Annotated in this window: 16 protein-coding genes and 1 tRNA gene; 8 read left to right on the forward strand and 9 right to left on the reverse strand. The window is 71.2% G+C overall.

Annotation, left to right across the window (positions count from 1 at the left end; all coding sequences use genetic code 11):
* Window positions 1-12 precede the first annotated feature (12 nt).
* The 3 genes from AB0B57_RS08640 to AB0B57_RS08650 form a co-directional block, all read right to left on the reverse strand.
* Complete coding sequence (locus tag AB0B57_RS08640; protein WP_357066814.1) at window positions 13-2253, reverse strand: MMPL family transporter; 2241 nt, start codon at window positions 2251-2253, stop codon at window positions 13-15.
* Window positions 2253-2840, reverse strand: a complete 588-nt coding sequence (locus AB0B57_RS08645) for a helix-turn-helix domain-containing protein (RefSeq protein ID WP_357067210.1) — start codon at window positions 2838-2840, stop codon at window positions 2253-2255. The genes AB0B57_RS08640 and AB0B57_RS08645 overlap by 1 nt, the downstream gene beginning before the upstream one ends.
* A 100-nt stretch (window positions 2841-2940) precedes the next feature.
* Window positions 2941-3372 carry a helix-turn-helix domain-containing protein gene (locus AB0B57_RS08650; protein ID WP_357066816.1) on the reverse strand — a complete coding sequence of 144 codons (432 nt, stop codon included), beginning with the start codon at window positions 3370-3372 and terminating at the stop codon, window positions 2941-2943.
* Between the two features lie 79 nt (window positions 3373-3451).
* Here AB0B57_RS08650 and AB0B57_RS08655 point away from each other — a divergent pair, with 79 nt between their 5' ends.
* The 5 genes from AB0B57_RS08655 to AB0B57_RS08675 all read left to right on the forward strand — a co-directional run bounded on the left by AB0B57_RS08655 (window position 3452) and on the right by AB0B57_RS08675 (window position 9284).
* Window positions 3452-4909, forward strand: coding sequence for an MFS transporter (locus AB0B57_RS08655; RefSeq protein WP_357066818.1), 1458 nt, complete (start codon window positions 3452-3454; stop codon window positions 4907-4909).
* A 66-nt stretch (window positions 4910-4975) separates the two neighbouring features.
* The gene (locus tag AB0B57_RS08660) at window positions 4976-5935 is read left to right on the forward strand and encodes an ATP-dependent DNA ligase (protein WP_357066820.1); all 960 of its coding nucleotides are present in this window, start codon (window positions 4976-4978) and stop codon (window positions 5933-5935) included.
* Window positions 5936-6006: 71 nt separating this feature from the next.
* The gene (locus AB0B57_RS08665) at window positions 6007-6456 is read left to right on the forward strand and encodes a helix-turn-helix transcriptional regulator (protein WP_357066822.1); all 450 of its coding nucleotides are present in this window, start codon (window positions 6007-6009) and stop codon (window positions 6454-6456) included.
* A 5-nt stretch (window positions 6457-6461) separates the two neighbouring features.
* Complete coding sequence (locus AB0B57_RS08670; RefSeq protein ID WP_357066824.1) at window positions 6462-6872, forward strand: VOC family protein; 411 nt, start codon at window positions 6462-6464, stop codon at window positions 6870-6872.
* Window positions 6873-6902: 30 nt separating this feature from the next.
* On the forward strand, window positions 6903-9284 hold the full coding sequence (locus tag AB0B57_RS08675; RefSeq protein WP_357066827.1) for an excinuclease ABC subunit UvrA: 2382 nt from the start codon (window positions 6903-6905) through the stop codon (window positions 9282-9284).
* A 10-nt stretch (window positions 9285-9294) separates the two neighbouring features.
* On the opposite strand, the gene AB0B57_RS08680 is transcribed toward AB0B57_RS08675, so the two are convergent.
* On the reverse strand, window positions 9295-9753 hold the full coding sequence (locus AB0B57_RS08680) for a hypothetical protein (protein WP_357066829.1): 459 nt from the start codon (window positions 9751-9753) through the stop codon (window positions 9295-9297).
* A gap of 45 nt (window positions 9754-9798) precedes the next feature.
* On the reverse strand, window positions 9799-10224 hold the full coding sequence (locus tag AB0B57_RS08685) for a VOC family protein (RefSeq protein ID WP_357066831.1): 426 nt from the start codon (window positions 10222-10224) through the stop codon (window positions 9799-9801).
* A gap of 112 nt (window positions 10225-10336) precedes the next feature.
* Here AB0B57_RS08685 and AB0B57_RS08690 point away from each other — a divergent pair, with 112 nt between their 5' ends.
* Complete coding sequence (locus tag AB0B57_RS08690; protein WP_357066833.1) at window positions 10337-11305, forward strand: WYL domain-containing protein; 969 nt, start codon at window positions 10337-10339, stop codon at window positions 11303-11305.
* A 92-nt stretch (window positions 11306-11397) separates the two neighbouring features.
* Here the strand turns inward: AB0B57_RS08690 and AB0B57_RS08695 are convergent.
* The 4 genes from AB0B57_RS08695 to AB0B57_RS08710 all read right to left on the reverse strand — a co-directional run bounded on the left by AB0B57_RS08695 (window position 11398) and on the right by AB0B57_RS08710 (window position 14118).
* Window positions 11398-11469, reverse strand: a tRNA-Arg gene (locus tag AB0B57_RS08695).
* A 93-nt stretch (window positions 11470-11562) separates the two neighbouring features.
* Entirely contained in the window at window positions 11563-12255 is a 693-nt protein-coding gene (locus tag AB0B57_RS08700; RefSeq protein ID WP_357067212.1) for a winged helix-turn-helix domain-containing protein, read from the reverse strand.
* A gap of 373 nt (window positions 12256-12628) precedes the next feature.
* A complete protein-coding gene (locus AB0B57_RS08705) occupies window positions 12629-13303 on the reverse strand; it encodes a DUF305 domain-containing protein (RefSeq protein WP_357066835.1) in 675 nt (224 codons plus the stop codon).
* An 8-nt stretch (window positions 13304-13311) separates the two neighbouring features.
* Complete coding sequence (locus AB0B57_RS08710) at window positions 13312-14118, reverse strand: DUF3105 domain-containing protein (RefSeq protein ID WP_357066837.1); 807 nt, start codon at window positions 14116-14118, stop codon at window positions 13312-13314.
* A 97-nt stretch (window positions 14119-14215) separates the two neighbouring features.
* Here AB0B57_RS08710 and argS point away from each other — a divergent pair, with 97 nt between their 5' ends.
* Entirely contained in the window at window positions 14216-15883 is a 1668-nt protein-coding gene (gene argS, locus AB0B57_RS08715; RefSeq protein WP_357066838.1) for an arginine--tRNA ligase, read from the forward strand.
* Window position 15884: 1 nt separating this feature from the next.
* A complete protein-coding gene (gene lysA, locus AB0B57_RS08720) occupies window positions 15885-17270 on the forward strand; it encodes a diaminopimelate decarboxylase (RefSeq protein ID WP_357066840.1) in 1386 nt (461 codons plus the stop codon).
* Window positions 17271-17278: the final 8 nt, after the last annotated feature.

Below are 17278 nucleotides of genomic sequence, written 5' to 3' on the forward strand. Positions count from 1 at the left end.
GCGGCGGCGGGGTTAGACCCGGGCTGGGGTTTGTTCTTCCAGGTGGGTGCGGAGGCCTTCGCCCTCGATGTCGACGTTCGGTAGGGCGCGGTTGAGCCAGCTCGGCAGCCACCAGGCGCGGTCACCCAGGAGTGACATCACCGCCGGGACGATCGTCATCCGGACCACGAACGCGTCGATGGCGACGCCCACCGCGAGCGCGAAGCCCATCGACTTGATCACCGGGTCCTCCAGGAAGACGAAGCCCCCGAAGACCGACATCATGATCAGCGCGGCGGCGGTGACCACCCGGGCGCCGTGCCCCATGCCGCTGATGGTGGCCTGCCGGGCGGACTTGCCGTGGACGAAGTCCTCCCGCATGCGGGACACCAGGAACACCTCGTAGTCCATGGCGAGCCCGAACAGGATGCCGATCAGCAGGATCGGCAGGAAGCTGATCAGCGGGCCCGGCGTGTCCAGGCCGACCAGGTCGGCGAGGTGCCCCTGCTGGAAGACCGCCACCGTGATGCCGAATGTGGCGGCGACGGTGAGCAGGAAGCCCAACGCGGCCTTGACCGGCACCAGCAGCGAGCGGAACACCAGCATCAGCAGCAGCACCGAGAGCCCGACCACCAGCAGCAGGTAGACCGGTAGCGCGTCGGAGAGCTTCTCGGAGACGTCGATGCCGATCGCGGTGGCACCGGTGAGCAGCACGTCAGCGTCGCGGATCCCGCCCACCGCGCCGCGGATGTCGTGCACCAGGGTTTCGGTGGCCTCGTCGGTCGGGCCGGTCTTGGGCACCACGCCGAGCAGCGCGGTCCGACCGTCCGGGCTGAGCTGCGCCGGTGCCACCGCGAGGACGTTCTCGGTGCGCTGGAGCAGTGCGGTGACCTGCGGCACGGCGGTCGCGGTGGCCTGCGGCGTGGCACCGGCGACCACCACCGCGAGCCGGCCGGTGAAGCCCGCTCCGAAACCCTCGACGGTCAGGTCGTTGGCCACCCGGGCGGGTGAGCCGACGGCGGCCGTCGCGGCCCCCGGCAGGGCCAGCCGCATGTCCGGCGTGGGCAGCGCGAGCAGGCCCAGGCCGAGCAGACCGACCAGGATGACGGGTACGCGGAAGCGGGTGACCAGTCGTGCCCAGCGGAACCCGAACCGGGACTCGTCCTCGGCGGCCGGCCGGTCGGTGCCGCCGGAGTGGTCGGCGAAAGCGCTGGTGTCGGTGGTGGTGCCAGCGCTGGTGTCGGTGCCGTCGGTGGCGACGGCGCGCAGTCGGCGGGGGAGCACCCGGCGACCGGCGAAGCCGAGCAGTGCCGGCTGGAGGGTGATCGCGACGAGGACGGCGACGGTGACCGTGCCGGCGGCGGCGAGACCCATCACGGTGAGGAACGGGATGTTCACCACGGCCAGTCCGGCCAGCGCGATGACCACCGTCGCGCCCGCGAAGACCACCGCGGACCCGGCGGTGCCGACCGCTCGGCCGACCGCCTCCTCCGGGGACAGGCCTTCGAGCAGGTTCTGCCGGTGCCGGGAGGTGATGAACAACGAGTAGTCGATGCCGACGGCGAGGCCGAGCATCAGCGCCAGGATCGGTGCGGTGCTGGTCAACTCGATGACGCCGCTGAGCGCGAACAGACCGGCCATGCCGACGCCCACGCCGATCAGCGCGTTGAGCATCGTCATTCCGGCGGCGACGAGGGAACCGAACGTGATGATCAGGACGATCGCGGCGACGAGGACGCCGAGCGCCTCGGTGGAGCCGATCTCCGGCTCACCACCGAGCACCTCACCACCCGGGGCCACCTGCCAACCCTTCGCCTCGGCGGCGGCGCCGACCTCCTCGTACGCGGTGCGCTGCGCGTCGCTCACCTCGTCGCCGCCGCTGGCGAACTGGACCTGGACCAGCGCGTACCGGCCGTTGGGCGAGACCGCGCCGACCTGGAGCGGGTTGACCGCGCCGACCACGCCGGGCAGGGACGAGGCCTCCTGGACCAGCTCCTGCACCACGGCCTGGCCCTCGGGGGTGGCCAGTTGGCCGTCGGCCGGCGCCTTGACCGTGATGGTGCCGGTCGCGCCGCTGGCCGCGGGGAACTGCTCGGCGAGCAGGTCGAGCGCCCGCTGGCTCTCGGTGCCGGGCATCGTGAAGTTGCTCGCCGTCGGGCCGCGCAGGGTCGCCGCGGCCAGGCCGGCGATGACGAGTACGACGAGCCAGAGCGCGACAACGAGTCGACGCCGGCGCAACGCGCCCCGGCCAAGCCGGTAGAGCAGGGTGGCCATCAGGAGTCCTTGTCCTCGGTCGTGGGTGCTGGGTGCTGGGGTGACTCGACGGGCTCGACGGCCCGCCGGACGAGGGTGAGCAGGGCGGGGCGCAACTCGTCGTCGGGCATGTCGACGAACTCGGCGCACGCCTCGGAGATGCCGGCGAGCAGCACCAGCGCGGCGATCCGGGCACCGGGGCGGTCGGAGTGCCCGGCCAGCGCGTCGCGCAGCCGATCCGAGATCTGCTGGATGTGTGCGAAGGCCGGCTGGCACAGCAGCTCGGGGAACTCGCCGCGCAGCACCGCGATCTCCCGCCGGAACCGGACCGCGAGGTCGACGAAGCCGATCGCGGCGACCTCCTGGGCGGGCGCCCCGGTCAGGCCGGTGAGCTGGTCGTCGAGGTCTCGCAGCACACCGATCGCGGGAGCCATCAGCTCGGCGAGCAGGGCTTCCTTGTTGGCGAAGTGGTAGAGCACGGTGGCCTTGGAACAGCCGACCTCGCCGGCGATGTCCTGGAGCGAGGTGCCCCGGTAGCCGGTGACCGCGAACCGTCGCGCCGCCGCGGCGAGAATCTCACCGTGCGTTTCGGACACCGCTCTGGCCATCATTGGTCCACCTCCGTGAACCAGCATGCCTGACCGATCGGTCAGATCCTGACCGATCGGTCAGACTCCTGCGGTGGCGTTCCCCACATCCGGCGTTGGTTTACTCGGCGTGCTCGGCGTCGTACCTGGTCCGCGCCTCGGCGATGGCCCGACGGTGCCGCTCGGCCCAGGCGGTCAGCGCGACAAGTGACTCGTACAGCTCCAGCGCCATCGGGGTGGCGGTGTATTCGACCTTCGGCGGAACGGTCGGGTAGACCCGGCGGTGCAGCAGACCGTCCCGTTCCAGGTTGCGCAGTGTCAGGGTGAGCATCCGGCGGCTGATTCCCTCGATGTGCCGCTCCAGCTCGGTGAAGCGCACCGGCCCGTGTGAGGCGGCCACCAGAACGCCGATGCTCCACTTGCCGCCGACCCGGTCGAGCACCTGGCGGACGGTGCACGCCCGAGCCTGGCCCGGGGTGAACGGCACGTTCTCGGCCGTGCACGTCACCTCGGCCTGGACCAGCGCGGACACATCGCTGTTCCTCTGGGACATATCAGTGCCTCCTTCCGCTCCGGTTCATGGTCACAGACGATGACCTCGGTAACAAACCGTGCACCAAGGAGGGGGTTTCATGGACCGCGTCGTTGCGTCCCGCTGGCCGGCACTGCTCGTGCTCTGTGCCGGCAGCCTGATGATCATCCTGGATGGCACGGTCGTGGCGGTGGCGCTGCCCGCCGTACAGCGCGACCTGGGCTTCACCGCCGCCGGCCTGGCGTGGGTGGTCAACGCCTACCTGGTCGCGTTCGGCGGGCTGCTGCTGCTCGCCGGCCGACTCGGCGACCTGCTCGGCCGGCGGGGGGTCTTCCTGGCCGGCGTCGCGCTGTTCACCCTCGCCTCGCTGGCCTGCGCGGTCGCCACCGGGCCGGCCCTGCTGGTGGCCGCCCGGTTCGGCCAGGGCGTCGGTGGGGCGCTGGCCATGGCGGTCAGCCTCGGCATGATCGTCCGGCTCTATCCCGAACCGGCCGAGCGCGCCCGTGCGATCGCCGTCTTCAGCTTCACCGGAGCAGCCGGCGCGTCGGTCGGCACCGTCGCCGGTGGGGTGCTCACCGATGCGGCCGGGTGGCGGGCGATCTTCCTGGTCAACCTGCCGATCGGTGCGGCCATCCTGCTCACGGCCGTCCGCCGGCTCCCCGCCGAACGGGGTATCGGCCTACGGGCCGGCCTGGACCTGCCCGGCGCGCTGCTCGTCACCGCCGGTCTGATGGCCGCCGTGCTGGGCATCGTGGGGACCGGCGAGCACGGCTGGACCAGCCCGCGCACCCTCGGCGCGGCGGCCCTCGCGGCGCTGCTGCTCGGCGGGTTCGTGCTCCGCCAACGAGTGGCGGCGACCCCGCTGCTGCCGGGTCGGGTGCTGCGCGTCCCGGGTCTGGTGGCGGCGAACGCCGTGCAGTTCCTCATGGTGGCCGCGTACTTCGGTTTCCAGTTCCTGCTCGCCGTGGAGCTGCAACTGGTGCTCGGGCTGGACGCGGCCACGACCGGCTGGGCCTTCCTGCCCACCCCGGTGGTGATCGCGGTGGTGTCACTCGGCCTGGCCGGTCGGCTGATCGCCCGTTGGGGCGCCCGGACCGTACTGCTGGTCGGGCTGGGCCTGGCCACCGTCGGCTTTCTGCTGCTCGCCCGGCTGCCCACCGACGGCGCGTACCTCGCCGACGTACTCCCGGCGATGTTGATCTTCGGGATGGCCGGCGGTCTGACCCTGCCGGCGGTCACCACCCTGGCCATGGCCGGCGCGACCGACGCCGGGCTCGCCTCCGGCCTGGCCAACACCACCCAGCAGGTCGGTGGGGCGGTCGGCCTGGCCGCGCTGGCCACCCTGGCCGCCGCCCGCAGCGACAGCCTGCGGACCGCCGGCTGGGCCGAGACGGCCGCGTTGGCCGGTGGCTACCGGGTGGCGTTCGCCGTGGCCGCCGCCCTGGTGGTCGCCGCGTTGCTGGTGGCACTGACCACGCTGCCCGGCACCCGACCCGCCCGAACCAGCCGGCCGGGTGAGTTGACCGCCGACACCGAGCCGGTCGGCAGGGCAGGTTGACCGCCGGCAACGGGCCGGTCGGCAGGGCAGGTTGACCGAGGGCCGTGGGGCCGCGAAGGTGGTCGGGTGAGCGAGGCTGACGAGACCCGGGACGGCGTGGCCCTGACCAACCTGGACCAGCCGCTGTCCGACCGCGACGGCGCGACCAAGCGTGACCTGGTCGACTACCTCGACGCGGTCAGTGGGCGGATCCTCCCGCAGGTGCGGGGCCGCCCCCTGTCGGTGATCCGGGTCCGCCCCGGCCAGCCGCCCTTCATGCAGAAGAACCTGCCCCGCTACACCCCGGACTGGGTCCGCCGGGTGCCGGTCTGGGCGGAGGCGTCGCACCGGGAGATCTCGTACGCCCTCTGCGACGACCGGCGCACCCTGCTCTGGTTCGCCAACCAGCGCGCGGTGGAGTACCACCCGACACTGGCCACCGCGGCGGATCCGCAGCGCCCGACGCACCTGGTGCTCGACCTGGACCCGCCGGAGGGCGACGGCTTCCGGGCAGCCGTCGCCGCGGCCCTGCTGGTCCGCCAGGCACTCGCCGACGCCGGCCTGGCCGGTGCGGTCAAGACCAGCGGGGCGAAGGGCGTGCACGTGTTCGTCCCGGTGGCCGACGAACCCACGGCGGAGGAGTTGGCCGCCGCCACCCGGGCGCTGGCCGTCCGCGCCGAGCGGCTCGACCCGGCGTTGGCCACCACGGCGTACATCAAGGAGGACCGGGGTGGCCGGGTCTTCGTGGACGCCACCCGCGCGGGCGGGGCGACGGTGGTGGCCACGTACAGCCCGCGGCTGCGCCCCGGGATGCCGGTGTCCTTCCCGGTCGACTGGGCCGACCTGACCGAGGTGACCCCGGCCGACTTCACCATCCGGACCGCGCCGGCGCTGCTCGGCGACGGCGACCCGTGGGCCGCGCTGATGCCGGCGCCGCAGCCGCTCCCGGCCGACCTGGTCGCCGAGGGCCGGACCATCCCGGTGGCCCGGGTGCAGGCCATGCACGAGGGGAAGCGTCGGGCCCGCGCCCGCCGCGAGGCCGGCTGACCGGGCTCGCCGGCCTCCGCCCGCGCCCGGCGAGCGGCTGATTGTCGGTGGGTTGTGGCACGATTTCCCAGGTGAGCAGCAAACCCGATGCGACCCAGCGACTGGGCGACCTCGCGCGGCTGCGCCGGGTCCGCGACCGGATCGACCGGGAGTACGCGTCTCCGCTCGACGTCGAGGCGCTCGCCCGGGGCGCGCACATGTCGGCCGGGCACCTCAGCCGCGAGTTCCGGCTCGCCTACGGCGAATCTCCGTACAGCTACTTGATGACGCGGCGGATCGAGCGCGCGATGGCGTTGTTGCGTCGTGGCGACCTCAGCGTCACCGAGGTCTGTTTCGCGGTCGGCTGCTCGTCGTTGGGCACCTTCAGCACCCGCTTCACCGAGCTGGTCGGCGTGCCGCCGAGCGTCTACCGGCGGCGGGCGGGGCAGGCGACGGCGGGGATGCCGTCCTGCGTGGCGAAACAGGTGACCAGACCGATCAGGAATCGAGAAGCGCAGGTCACGGAGCCACAACTAGCGTGACGGCCATGGACATCACCATTCACTCAAGCTTCCTTCCGCACCTCGACCCCGATGCCTCGCTGGCCTTCTACCGCGACGTCCTCGGTTTCGAGGTCCGCCTCGACGTCGGCTACGGGGGGATGCGCTGGATCACCGTCGGGCCGGCCGGCCAGCCGAGCACGGCCATCGTCCTGCACCCGCCGGCCGCCAGCCCCGGCATCACCGACGACGAACGCCAGACCATCCTGGAGCTGGTGGCCAAGGGCAGCTACTTCGGCGTCAATCTGGCCACCGCCGACCTCGACGCCACCTTCGCCAACCTGGAGGCCAGTGACGCCGAGGTCGTCCAGGAGCCAACCGAGCAGCCGTACGGCGTGCGCGACTGCGCCTTCCGCGATCCCGCCGGCAATCTGATCCGCATCCAGGAAGTGCGCTGACCCGTCCAACCCCGGCCAGATGGAGACTCGATGAGCACGGCCACCCCGCCGTCCACGCCGCACGTCGCGGACAGCCACGATCTGATCCGTGTGCAGGGCGCGCGCGTCAACAACCTCAGGGACGTCAGCGTCGAGATCCCGAAGCGCCGGCTGACCGTGTTCACGGGTGTCTCCGGCTCCGGCAAGAGCTCGTTGGTGTTCGGCACCATCGCCGCCGAGTCGCAGCGGATGATCAACGAGACCTACAGCGCGTTCCTGCAGGGCTTCATGCCGACGCTGGCCCGGCCCGAGGTCGACCTGCTGGACGGCCTGACCACGGCGATCATCGTGGACCAGGAGCGGATGGGCGCCAACTCCCGGTCCACGGTCGGCACCGCCACCGACGCCAACGCGATGCTGCGCATCCTGTTCAGCCGGCTCGGTCAGCCGCACATCGGCTCGCCCAACGCGTACTCCTTCAACGTCCCCTCGGTGAAGGCCACCGGTGCCATCACCGTCGACCGTGGCGTTGGCAAGACGAAGACCGAGAAGGCGACATTCACCCGGCTCGGCGGGATGTGCCCACGCTGCGAGGGCATGGGGTCGATCAACGACATCGACCTGTCGGCGCTGTACGACGACAGCCTCTCGCTCAACGAGGGCGCGATCACGATCCCGGGCTACAGCATGGAGGGCTGGTACGGCCGGATCTTCCGTGGCTGCGGCTACTTCGACCCGGACAAGCCGATCGGCAAGTACACCAAGCGGGAGCAGCACGACCTGCTCCACCGGGAGCCCACCAAGATCAAAATTGATGGGATCAACCTGACGTACACGGGCCTGATCCCGTCCATCCAGAAGTCCTTCCTCGCCAAGGACATCGACGCGTTGCAGCCGCACATCCGCGCCTTCGTGGAACGGGCCGTGACCTTCACGACCTGCCCCGACTGCGACGGCACCCGGCTCAGCCAGGAGGCCCGGTCGTCGAAGATCCAGGGAAAGAACATCGCCGACGCCTGCGCCATGCAGATCAGTGATCTCGCCGCCTGGGTCCGGGGGATCAGGGAGCCGTCGGTGACCCCGTTGCTGGCCGGGCTGCAACACCTCCTCGACTCGTTCGAGAAGATCGGGTTGGGTTACCTGTCACTCGACCGGCCGTCGGGCACCCTGTCGGGCGGCGAGGCGCAGCGCACCAAGATGATCCGCCACCTCGGCTCGTCGCTCACCGACGTCACCTACGTCTTCGACGAGCCCACGATCGGGCTGCACCCGCACGACATCCAGCGGATGAACGAGCTGCTGCTGCAACTGCGCGACAAGGGCAACACCGTGCTGGTCGTGGAGCACAAGCCGGAGGCCATCGCCATCGCCGACCACGTCGTCGATCTCGGTCCCGGAGCCGGCACGGACGGCGGGACGATCTGCTACGCGGGCACCCTGGAGGGCCTACGCGCCAGCGGCACCATCACCGGCCGCCACCTCGACGACCGGGCGGCCCTCAAGGAGACGGTGCGTACGCCGACCGGCAGGCTGGAGATCCGTGGTGCGACGGCCAACAACCTCCAGGCCGTCGACGTCGACGTCCCGCTCGGGGTGCTCGTCGTCGTGACGGGTGTCGCCGGCTCCGGCAAGAGTTCACTCGTGCACTCCTCGATCCCCGCCGGTGCGGGTGTGGTGTCGATCGACCAGGGCGCGATCCGTGGCTCACGGCGGAGCAACCCGGCCACGTACACCGGATTGCTCGACCCGATCCGTAAGGCGTTCGCGAAGGCCAACGGGGTGAAGCCGGCGCTGTTCAGCGCCAACTCCGAGGGCGCGTGCCCGAGCTGCAACGGCGCCGGTGTCATCTACACCGACCTGGGGATGATGGCCGGCGTCGCCGCACCGTGCGAGGACTGCGAGGGCAAGCGGTTCCAGGCGTCGGTGCTGGAATACCGCTTCGGCGGTCGCGACATCAGCGAGGTGCTCGCGATGTCGGTGACCGAGGCCGAGAAGTTCTTCGGCGCCGGCGAGGCACGTACGCCGGCCGCGCACGCCATCCTCGACCGGCTCGCCGACGTCGGGCTCGGCTACCTCAGCCTGGGCCAACCGCTCACCACCCTCTCCGGCGGCGAGCGGCAGCGGCTCAAGCTGGCCACCCACATGGCCGAGAAGGGCGGCGTCTACGTCCTCGACGAACCGACCACCGGCCTGCACCTGGCCGACGTCGAGCAACTGCTCGGCCTGCTGGACCGCCTCGTCGACGCCGGCAAGTCGGTGATCGTCATCGAGCACCACCAGGCGGTCATGGCGCACGCCGACTGGATCATCGACCTCGGTCCCGGTGCCGGCCACGACGGTGGTCGGGTCGTCTTCGAGGGCACCCCCGCCGACCTCGTCGCCGCCCGTTCCACCCTCACCGGCGAGCACCTGGCGACGTACGTGGGCAGTTGACGGCCGACGTTCACGCCACCGGCGGTCGGGCGTGCCGTGCCGTCGTGGTGGCGAGGACTCCGCAGGTGGCGGTGATCAGACCGAGGGCTGCGGTGCTCGGGTTGACGTACCCGGGCACTGACGAGGTGACGTAGGTGCTGCCACCGCTGAGGCGGCACTCGAAGCGCAGCGGCAGGAGGCGGACGTCGTACCCGTTGACCTGGCTCGCCCGCTGCGGCCCGGCCTCCCGACAGGGTTCGATCGGGAAGGAGCCGGCGCCACCGTCCTCCGCCCGCAGCACCGCGTAGCCGAGGTGGAGCAGACCCCAGGCGTACACGGCGACGGCGCCCGCGCCGGCGAGAAGGGCCGCCGCCCGCAGCCAACCCGACCGTTCGCTGCTCCGGAACACCGTGCGGAGCCCGCGAACGGTGAGGGTCGTCGCGAGGACGGCCCCACCCAGCGCGGCGAGGAGCAACACGAGAAACAGCATGCCGACATTCTTGATCTTGTGCGATCGTCGACGCCAGTGGGGTGGTCAGGCGGGACTGTTGGCGACCGCGACGTCGAGCACCCAGGTGATGCCGAACGGATCGGTGAGCATGCCGTAGAGGGGCGCCCAGCCGGCAGGTGCGAGGTCGACCACGATTGTCGCGCCCTCGCTGAGCTTCTTCCAGTAGCCGGTGATCTCGTCGGCGTCCCTACCGCGGACCGAGACGAAGAACGGGCTCTCGCCCGGGCTCCACGGTCGCCCGGACGGCACGTCGTACGCCATGATCTGGAAGCCCTCGGCGGACGTGACCTGACCCCACATGACCTGGTCGGCCTCGTCCGGGTGCTGCACGTTCTGAGCCTCGGCATAGGTCACCGCGACGAGGTCACCGCCGAACACCGACCGGTAGAACTCGAGAGCGGCACGGGCGTTGCCCCGCAGGTTGACGTGCGCGACGGTGTCGATGCTCATGGTTGCCCCTCCTGGTACGTGTCCTCACCCCGTGGCTGCTGCCCGGGGACGAGGGAACGATGACAGCGGTAGCGGTCAGGTTGTGTCCGCTACCTTTGCGAAGATCGGAGGCATGCCCAAGACCTCGGCGCGACTGCTGGCGTTGCTCTCGCTGCTCCAGGCGCGCCGCGACTGGCCGGGCGGCCTGCTTGCCGAAAGGCTGGACGTCAGCCCCCGCACCGTGCGGCGCGATGTCGACAGGTTGCGCGAACTCGGCTACCCGGTCCGGGCCGTCAAGGGCCCGGACGGCGGGTACCGGCTGGACGCCGGTGCTCAGTTGCCACCGCTGCTGTTCGACGACGAGCAGGCGGTCGCCATCGCCGTCGCGCTCCAACTGGCCCCCCTCTCCGGAGCGGGCATCCAGGAGGGCGCCGCGCGAGCGCTGCACACCATGCGGCAGGTCATGCCCAGTCGGTTGCGGCACCGCATCGACACCCTGCGGGTCACCGCCGTCGAACAACCCACCACCCGCCCGGACCCGCCGGTCGACAGCAGTGTGCTGACGGCCATCGGGACGGCCGTGCACGCCCACGATGTCCTGCGCTTCGACTACGCCTCGACGACGTCCGACCGCCACGCGCCACCCCGCCGCGTGGAGCCCCACCACCTCGTCACCTGGAAGGGACGCTGGTACCTCGTCGGCTGGGACCTCGACCGTGGCGACTGGCGCACGTTCCGGGTCGACCGCGTCAGCCCGCGTACCCCAACCGGACCGCGCTTCGCCCCCCGACGGCTCCCCGCGACAGACGTGGCCACTTTCGTGGCCGCCCGATTCCGAGGGTCCACCGACGCGTCGGCGTGGCCCTGCCTCGGTGAGGTCATCCTCGACCTTCCCGCCGCCGTGGCCGCCACGTACACGAACGACGGGCTCGTCGAAGAACTTGGCCCCGACCGGTGCCGACTCGTGCAGGGCTCCTGGTCCTGGACCGGTCTCGCAGCCGCCCTCGGCAGGTTCGACGCCGACATCGAGGTTGTCGGGCCCGCGGAGCTCAGGGCCGCCTTCGCGGGTCTCGCCCGCCGTTTCGCCGCCGCGGCAGGATGACCCCCGTTGGGCGGCTACGACCAGCGGGAATGCGAAAACCGGGCGCGGGGAGCCAACATGCTCCTGCGCCCGGCCTGATTTCTTGGCAAGTGTGCCCCCGGCAGGATTCGAACCTGCGCCCCCGCCTCCGGAGGGCGGTGCTCTATCCCCTGAGCTACGGGGGCTCAGCGACTGGAGAAGACTAGCAAACCTCCCCTGCGTACGCCGAATCGGTATCGGGTGAGCCGATCGTGTCGGCGACCGGCTCACCCCTGCGCTCAGGCCGCGACCGCCCGCCCACAACTGGGCAGCGGGTGCAGGACGACTCGCCGCGGCAGCCGGCGTGGCCACTCGTTGCGCGGCCAGGAGCCGTCCACGATCAGGTGCACGGTGCGCTGCTCCGCGCCGCTGAGCCGCAGCACGAAGTCGCGGGGGAGCGGCGGGTCCACCGTCGGCGTGGTGATCATGAAGCGCACCCGGCCGCGGGACGAGATCGCGGAGATCACGTCGGCTGCCGGCATGGTGCCGCGCAGCCGCACCCGACCGATCCAGTAGACCTCCGCGAGGTGCTCCTGGGCGGCCCGGGTGATCGCCGGGTACTCACTGCGTACCCAACGCTCGACCGCGCTGACGCAGAGCCCGCAGGCGCGCTCGCGCGGCTCGCGCGGACCCAACCCCCAGGCCCGCAGGTACGCCCCGACCGCACCCACGTCCAACGGCAGATCGAATCGGCGCGTGATGAGCGTGGTGAGGCTCTGCCTGGTCCACAGCTCTTCGTCCAGGCCGAAGTCGTCGGGGTGGACGCCCCGCAGTGTGTCGATCAGTTCGAGTTCCTGTTCGCGGCTGAGCATTCCCGGCTCGCCCTGCCGCTGTCCGCGACGGACGGCTGCCACCGCCCCGTCACCACCGATGGTGTGGCGTCGGCACCAGCTGGTGACCGAACGCCGTGCGTCTCTGAGTGCAACCCCCACGTCTTGGGCAACGAGCACGAATCGCAACTGGTCACGATATGTGCGGAGAAAACTCTCTAAGCAACGTAATCGCCTGTCCCGGTCAAATACCCCACACCGGACACAAGTGACATTCAGTCCACAATTCCCCACGTGCGCAACTTGATCGACTCGGGTTTCTGTAAGTCGGGGCGTCCCGGTCGCGCGGACAGCCCGGTTTCCTGAAACCGGAGTCGATCATGCGCCGGGCGCCGGGCCGCTGGGCGCCGGGCCGCTGGGCGCTGGGCGTCGGGTGCTGCGCCGACTGGGGCTGGGGTGGGTATGGGGCGGGCCCGCGCCCGCGCCGATGAGCGGCGGTGGCGCGGGCCCGGTACGGCCGTCGCGAGTGGGCTAGCTAGCCCTTGGCCGCCTGTGCCTGGAGTTGCCGGAGGTTGTTCAGCTCGGTCTGCTGGGTGGCCTTCATGGTCTTCGCCACCCGCACCACCTCGGCGTTGTCGGTCTCGTCGAGCGCCGCGTCGATCATGTGGATGCCGCCGAGGTGGTGGTCGTACATCAGGGTCAGGAACTGCCTGTCGACCTCGATGCCCCGCGCGTCGCGCAGGGCGGTCATCTGCTGCGGCGTGGCCATCCCCGGCATCAGCCCGTCCTTGTTGAGGCGGGCCCCGTCGGACATCCACGACATCGGCGGCTGCGACCCGGTCGGGCTCAGACCCCATTCGCGCAGCCAGGTCTGCATGGCGCCGATCTCGCCCTGCTGACCGGTGGCGATGTCGACAGCGATCTGCCGCACCTCGGGGAGGGTCGCCGACCGGTACGCGATCAGGCTCATCTCCACCGCCTGCGCGTGGTGGGTCGTCATGTCCCGGGCGAAGCCCGCCTCGACCGACGCGTCACCCGGCCGGGTGAGTCGCGGGGTGAGCAGGCCGCCGGCGTACCCGAGGAGGAGCCCCACCACCACCATGACGGCGAGCGCCAGCACGCCGTAGCGCGACGCCGGGGCCCGGCCGTCCTCGTCCGGGACGGCCGGGGTGTCGTCGTACTCGCTGTCGGTGGTGGCGGGGGCGGTCATCGGCGTCCTTACTGCTGGGGTGGCTGCTGCTGCTGCGGGAGCTCGCGGGGCGTGGTGCCGGTGGCGGTGATGCCGGTGTTGCACAGCGCCGTCGGGCCCTCGGCGGAGGCGTTCACCCGCAGGTCCTTGATGAACTCGTCGATGCGCGAGTCGTCGGCGTTGTCGAGCTTGAGCTGGTAGCCCCAGGCCTGCAGCGAGATCGGCTTGTCCAGGCCCTCGTACGGGCTCATCATCATCTTCTCGACGCCGCGCACCTTGCCGGCGAGCTTGTTGACCTGGTCGGCGGGCAGGTCGGGGCGGTAGGTGATCCACACCGCGCCGTGCTCCAGGCTGTGCACCGCGTGCTCGTTGGCGATCGGGGCGTCGTAGACGTCGCCCATGCAGTTTTGCCAGGCGGCGTTGTGCACGCCACCCACCGGCGGGGAGTATTTCCAGGTCAGCGGGCCTGACTTGTGCGACTCGTACTTCAGGCTCTCGCCGTCGGTCTTGCGGATGTTGGCGATGCCGTCGATGGCGTTGGCCCGCTTGTCCCACGGCTTGGAGCCCTGGAACGCCGCGTAGGCGCCGTAGCCGATGATGCCGGCCGCGAGCACGCCCACCGCGACGAAGAGCGCGATGGGGCCCCAGGCGCGGCCCTGGCTCACCTTGACCGGGGTGACCGGTTTGCGCGGGCCCTTGCCACCTGCCCGCGGGGAGCCCGCCGGCTTGCCGGAACCGGCCTTGGCGCCGGGTGCCGGCCGGCCCGCGGCCGGCTTCTTCCCGGTGCTGACCACGGTCGGGCGGCGCTCAGGGCCACCGGGGGTGCTGATGCTCATCGTGCCTCGTCAAGTCGGTCGGTCAGGGGAGTGGCGGGCCGGATGACGCGCAGGGTAGCCGCCGAGTGCCCGAGTCTACCCCCGATAACATGGCTGGGTGACTCCTGCAGAACTCGCCTCGGTCGTCCTTGCCGCCGCCCACGCCGTCTTCGTCGAGCGCGGCCTGGACCGCGCAGCCCTGCCGGAGCACACGGTGGTGGAGCGACCGCGCAATCCCGAGCACGGCGACTACGCCTCGACCCTCGCCCTGCAGTTGAGCAAGAAGGTGGGTGTTGCGCCCCGGGAGTTGGCCGCCGCCCTGGCCGACGAGCTGGGCCGGTCAGCGGGCATCAAGTCGGTCGAAATCGCCGGTCCGGGCTTTCTGAACATCCGGCTCGACGCGGCCGCCGCCGGTCAGCTCGCCCGGGTGATCGTCGAGGCCGGTGCGGAGTACGGCCGCAGCGACCGGCTCGCCGGCGAGCGGATCAACCTGGAGTTCGTCTCGGCCAACCCGACCGGGCCGGTGCACATCGGCGGGGTCCGCTGGGCGGCCGTCGGTGACGCGTTGAGCCGGCTGCTGCGGGCCACCGGCGCCGACGTCGGCACGGAGTACTACTTCAACGACGCCGGTTCGCAGATCGACAGGTTCGCCCGTTCGCTGCTCGCCGCGGCCAAGGGTGAGGCGGCGCCGGAGGACGGCTACGGCGGGGCGTACATCGCCGAGATCGCCACCGAGGTGCGGGCCCGCCGGCCGGAGGTGCGGACCCTCGACGACGACGCCGCCCAGGAGGTCTTCCGGGTCGAGGGCGTCGCGCTGATGTTCGACGAGATCCGCTCCTCGCTGCGCGACTTCGGGGTCGAGTTCGACACCTACTTCAACGAGAAGGACCTGCACGACCGGGGCGAGTTGGACCTCGCGCTGAACCGGCTGCGCGAGCAGGGGCACCTCTACGAGTCCGAGGGCGCCACCTGGCTGCGCACCACCGACTTCGGCGACGACAAGGACCGGGTGCTGCGCAAGTCCAACGGCGAGTGGACGTACTTCGCCGCGGACTGCGCCTACTACCTGGACAAGCGCGAGCGCGGCTTCGAGCGGGTCGTGATCATGTTGGGTGCCGACCACCACGGCTACATCGGCCGGATGAAGGCGATGGCCGCCTGCTTCGGCGACGACCCGGAGCGCAACCTGGAGATCCTCATCGGGCAGCTGGTCAACCTGCTGCGCGACGGCGCTCCGATGCGGATGAGCAAGCGGGCCGGCACGGTGATCACCCTGGAGGACCTGGTCGAGGCGATCGGCGTGGACGCCTCCCGGTACGCGTTGGCCCGCTACTCCAGCGACTCCCCGATCGACATCGACATCGAGCTGTGGACCCGGGCGACCCGCGACAACCCGGTCTACTACGTGCAGTACGTCGCCGCCCGGACGGCGGGCGTGGCCCGCAACGCCGCCGAGGTGGGGCTGGTCCCGGGCGACGCCGACGCGTTCCGCCCCGAGCTGCTCGATCACGAGAAGGAGAACGAGCTGCTCAAGGCGCTCGCCGAGTTCCCCGCCGTGGTGACGACGGCCGCCGAGCTGCGGGAGCCGCACCGGGTGGCCCGCTACCTGGAGGAGGGCGTCGCCGCCTCCTACCACCGCTTCTACGACAACTGCCGGGTGCTGCCGCTGGGCGACGAGGAGGTCACCGACCTGCACCGCGCCCGGCTCTGGCTCAACAACGCCACCCGCACGGTGATCGCCAACGGGCTGCACCTGCTGGGCGTCTCCGCACCGGAGAGGATGTGACATGAGGGCTCATGAGGCGGGTGCGCTGCACGCGGACATCAACAGCCGGGGGCCGGCCTGGCTGCGTACCCCGGAGGATGTCAACGCCCTGTTGCCGGCGCTGTGGCCGCGGTCGGTGACGCGCGGCGCGGACGGCGCGGTCGCCGTCGCGGGCCTGAGCGTCCGCGACATCGCGGCCGAGTTCGGCACCCCGGTGTACGTCCTCGACGAGGCCGACCTGCGGTCGCGCTGCCGCGACTTCCGGGCGGCCTTCCCGACCGAGGACATCTTCTACGCGGGTAAGGCGTTCCTCTGCCGGGCGGTGGTCCGGATGATCGCCGAGGAGGGGTTGCACCTGGACGTCTGCACCGGGGGTGAGCTGGCCACCGCGCTGTCGGCCGGGATGCCGCCGGAGCGGATCGGCTTCCACGGCAACAACAAGTCGGTCGCCGAGCTGGGCCGGGCGCTGGACGCCGGGGTGGGCCGGATCATCGTCGACTCGTTCACCGAGATCGACAGGCTCACCGCGCTGGCCCGCGAACGGGGGGTCCGGCCCCGGGTGCTGGTCCGGGTCACCGTCGGCGTCGAGGCGCACACCCACGAGTTCATCGCCACCGCCCACGAGGACCAGAAGTTCGGCTTCTCGCTGGCCGGCGGCGCCGCCGCGAACGCCGCGTTCAAGATCCTCGACGAGGGTGTGCTGGAGTTGCGCGGTCTGCACTCGCACATCGGCTCGCAGATCTTCGACGCCAGTGGCTTCGAGGTCTCGGCCCGCCGGGTGCTCGCCCTGCAGGCGCAGATCCGCGACGCGCGCGGGGTGGAGCTTCCCGAGCTGGACCTGGGCGGCGGCTTCGGCATCGCGTACACCACCCAGGACGACCCGGCCACCCCGCAGGACCTGGCCAAGCGGCTGCGCAAGATCGTCGATTCGGAGTGCGCGGCGGAGAACCTGGCCGTGCCGCACCTGTCGATCGAACCGGGGCGGGCCATCGTCGGGCCGGCCGTGTTCACCCTCTACGAGGTCGGCACGGTCAAGGAGCTCGACGGCATCCGCACGTTCGTCAGCGTCGACGGCGGGATGAGCGACAACATTCGCACCGCGCTCTACGACGCGTCCTACTCGGCGACGCTGGCCTCCCGCGCGTCGGGCGCGCAGCCGTTGCTCGCCCGCGTGGTGGGAAAGCACTGTGAGTCCGGGGACATCGTGGTGAAGGATGAATTCCTGCCCGCCGACGTGCAGCCCGGAGATCTTGTCGCGGTGCCCGGCACCGGCGCGTACTGCCGGAGCATGGCCAGCAACTACAACCATGTGCCCCGGCCGCCGGTTGTCGCGGTGCGCGACGGTCAGGCGCGTCTGATCGTCCGGCGGGAGACCGAAGACGATCTGCTGGCATTGGATGTGGGATGACGTCACCT

Source organism: Micromonospora sp. NPDC049101, assembly GCF_040648675.1.
Classification (GTDB): Bacteria; Actinomycetota; Actinomycetes; order Mycobacteriales; family Micromonosporaceae; genus Micromonospora.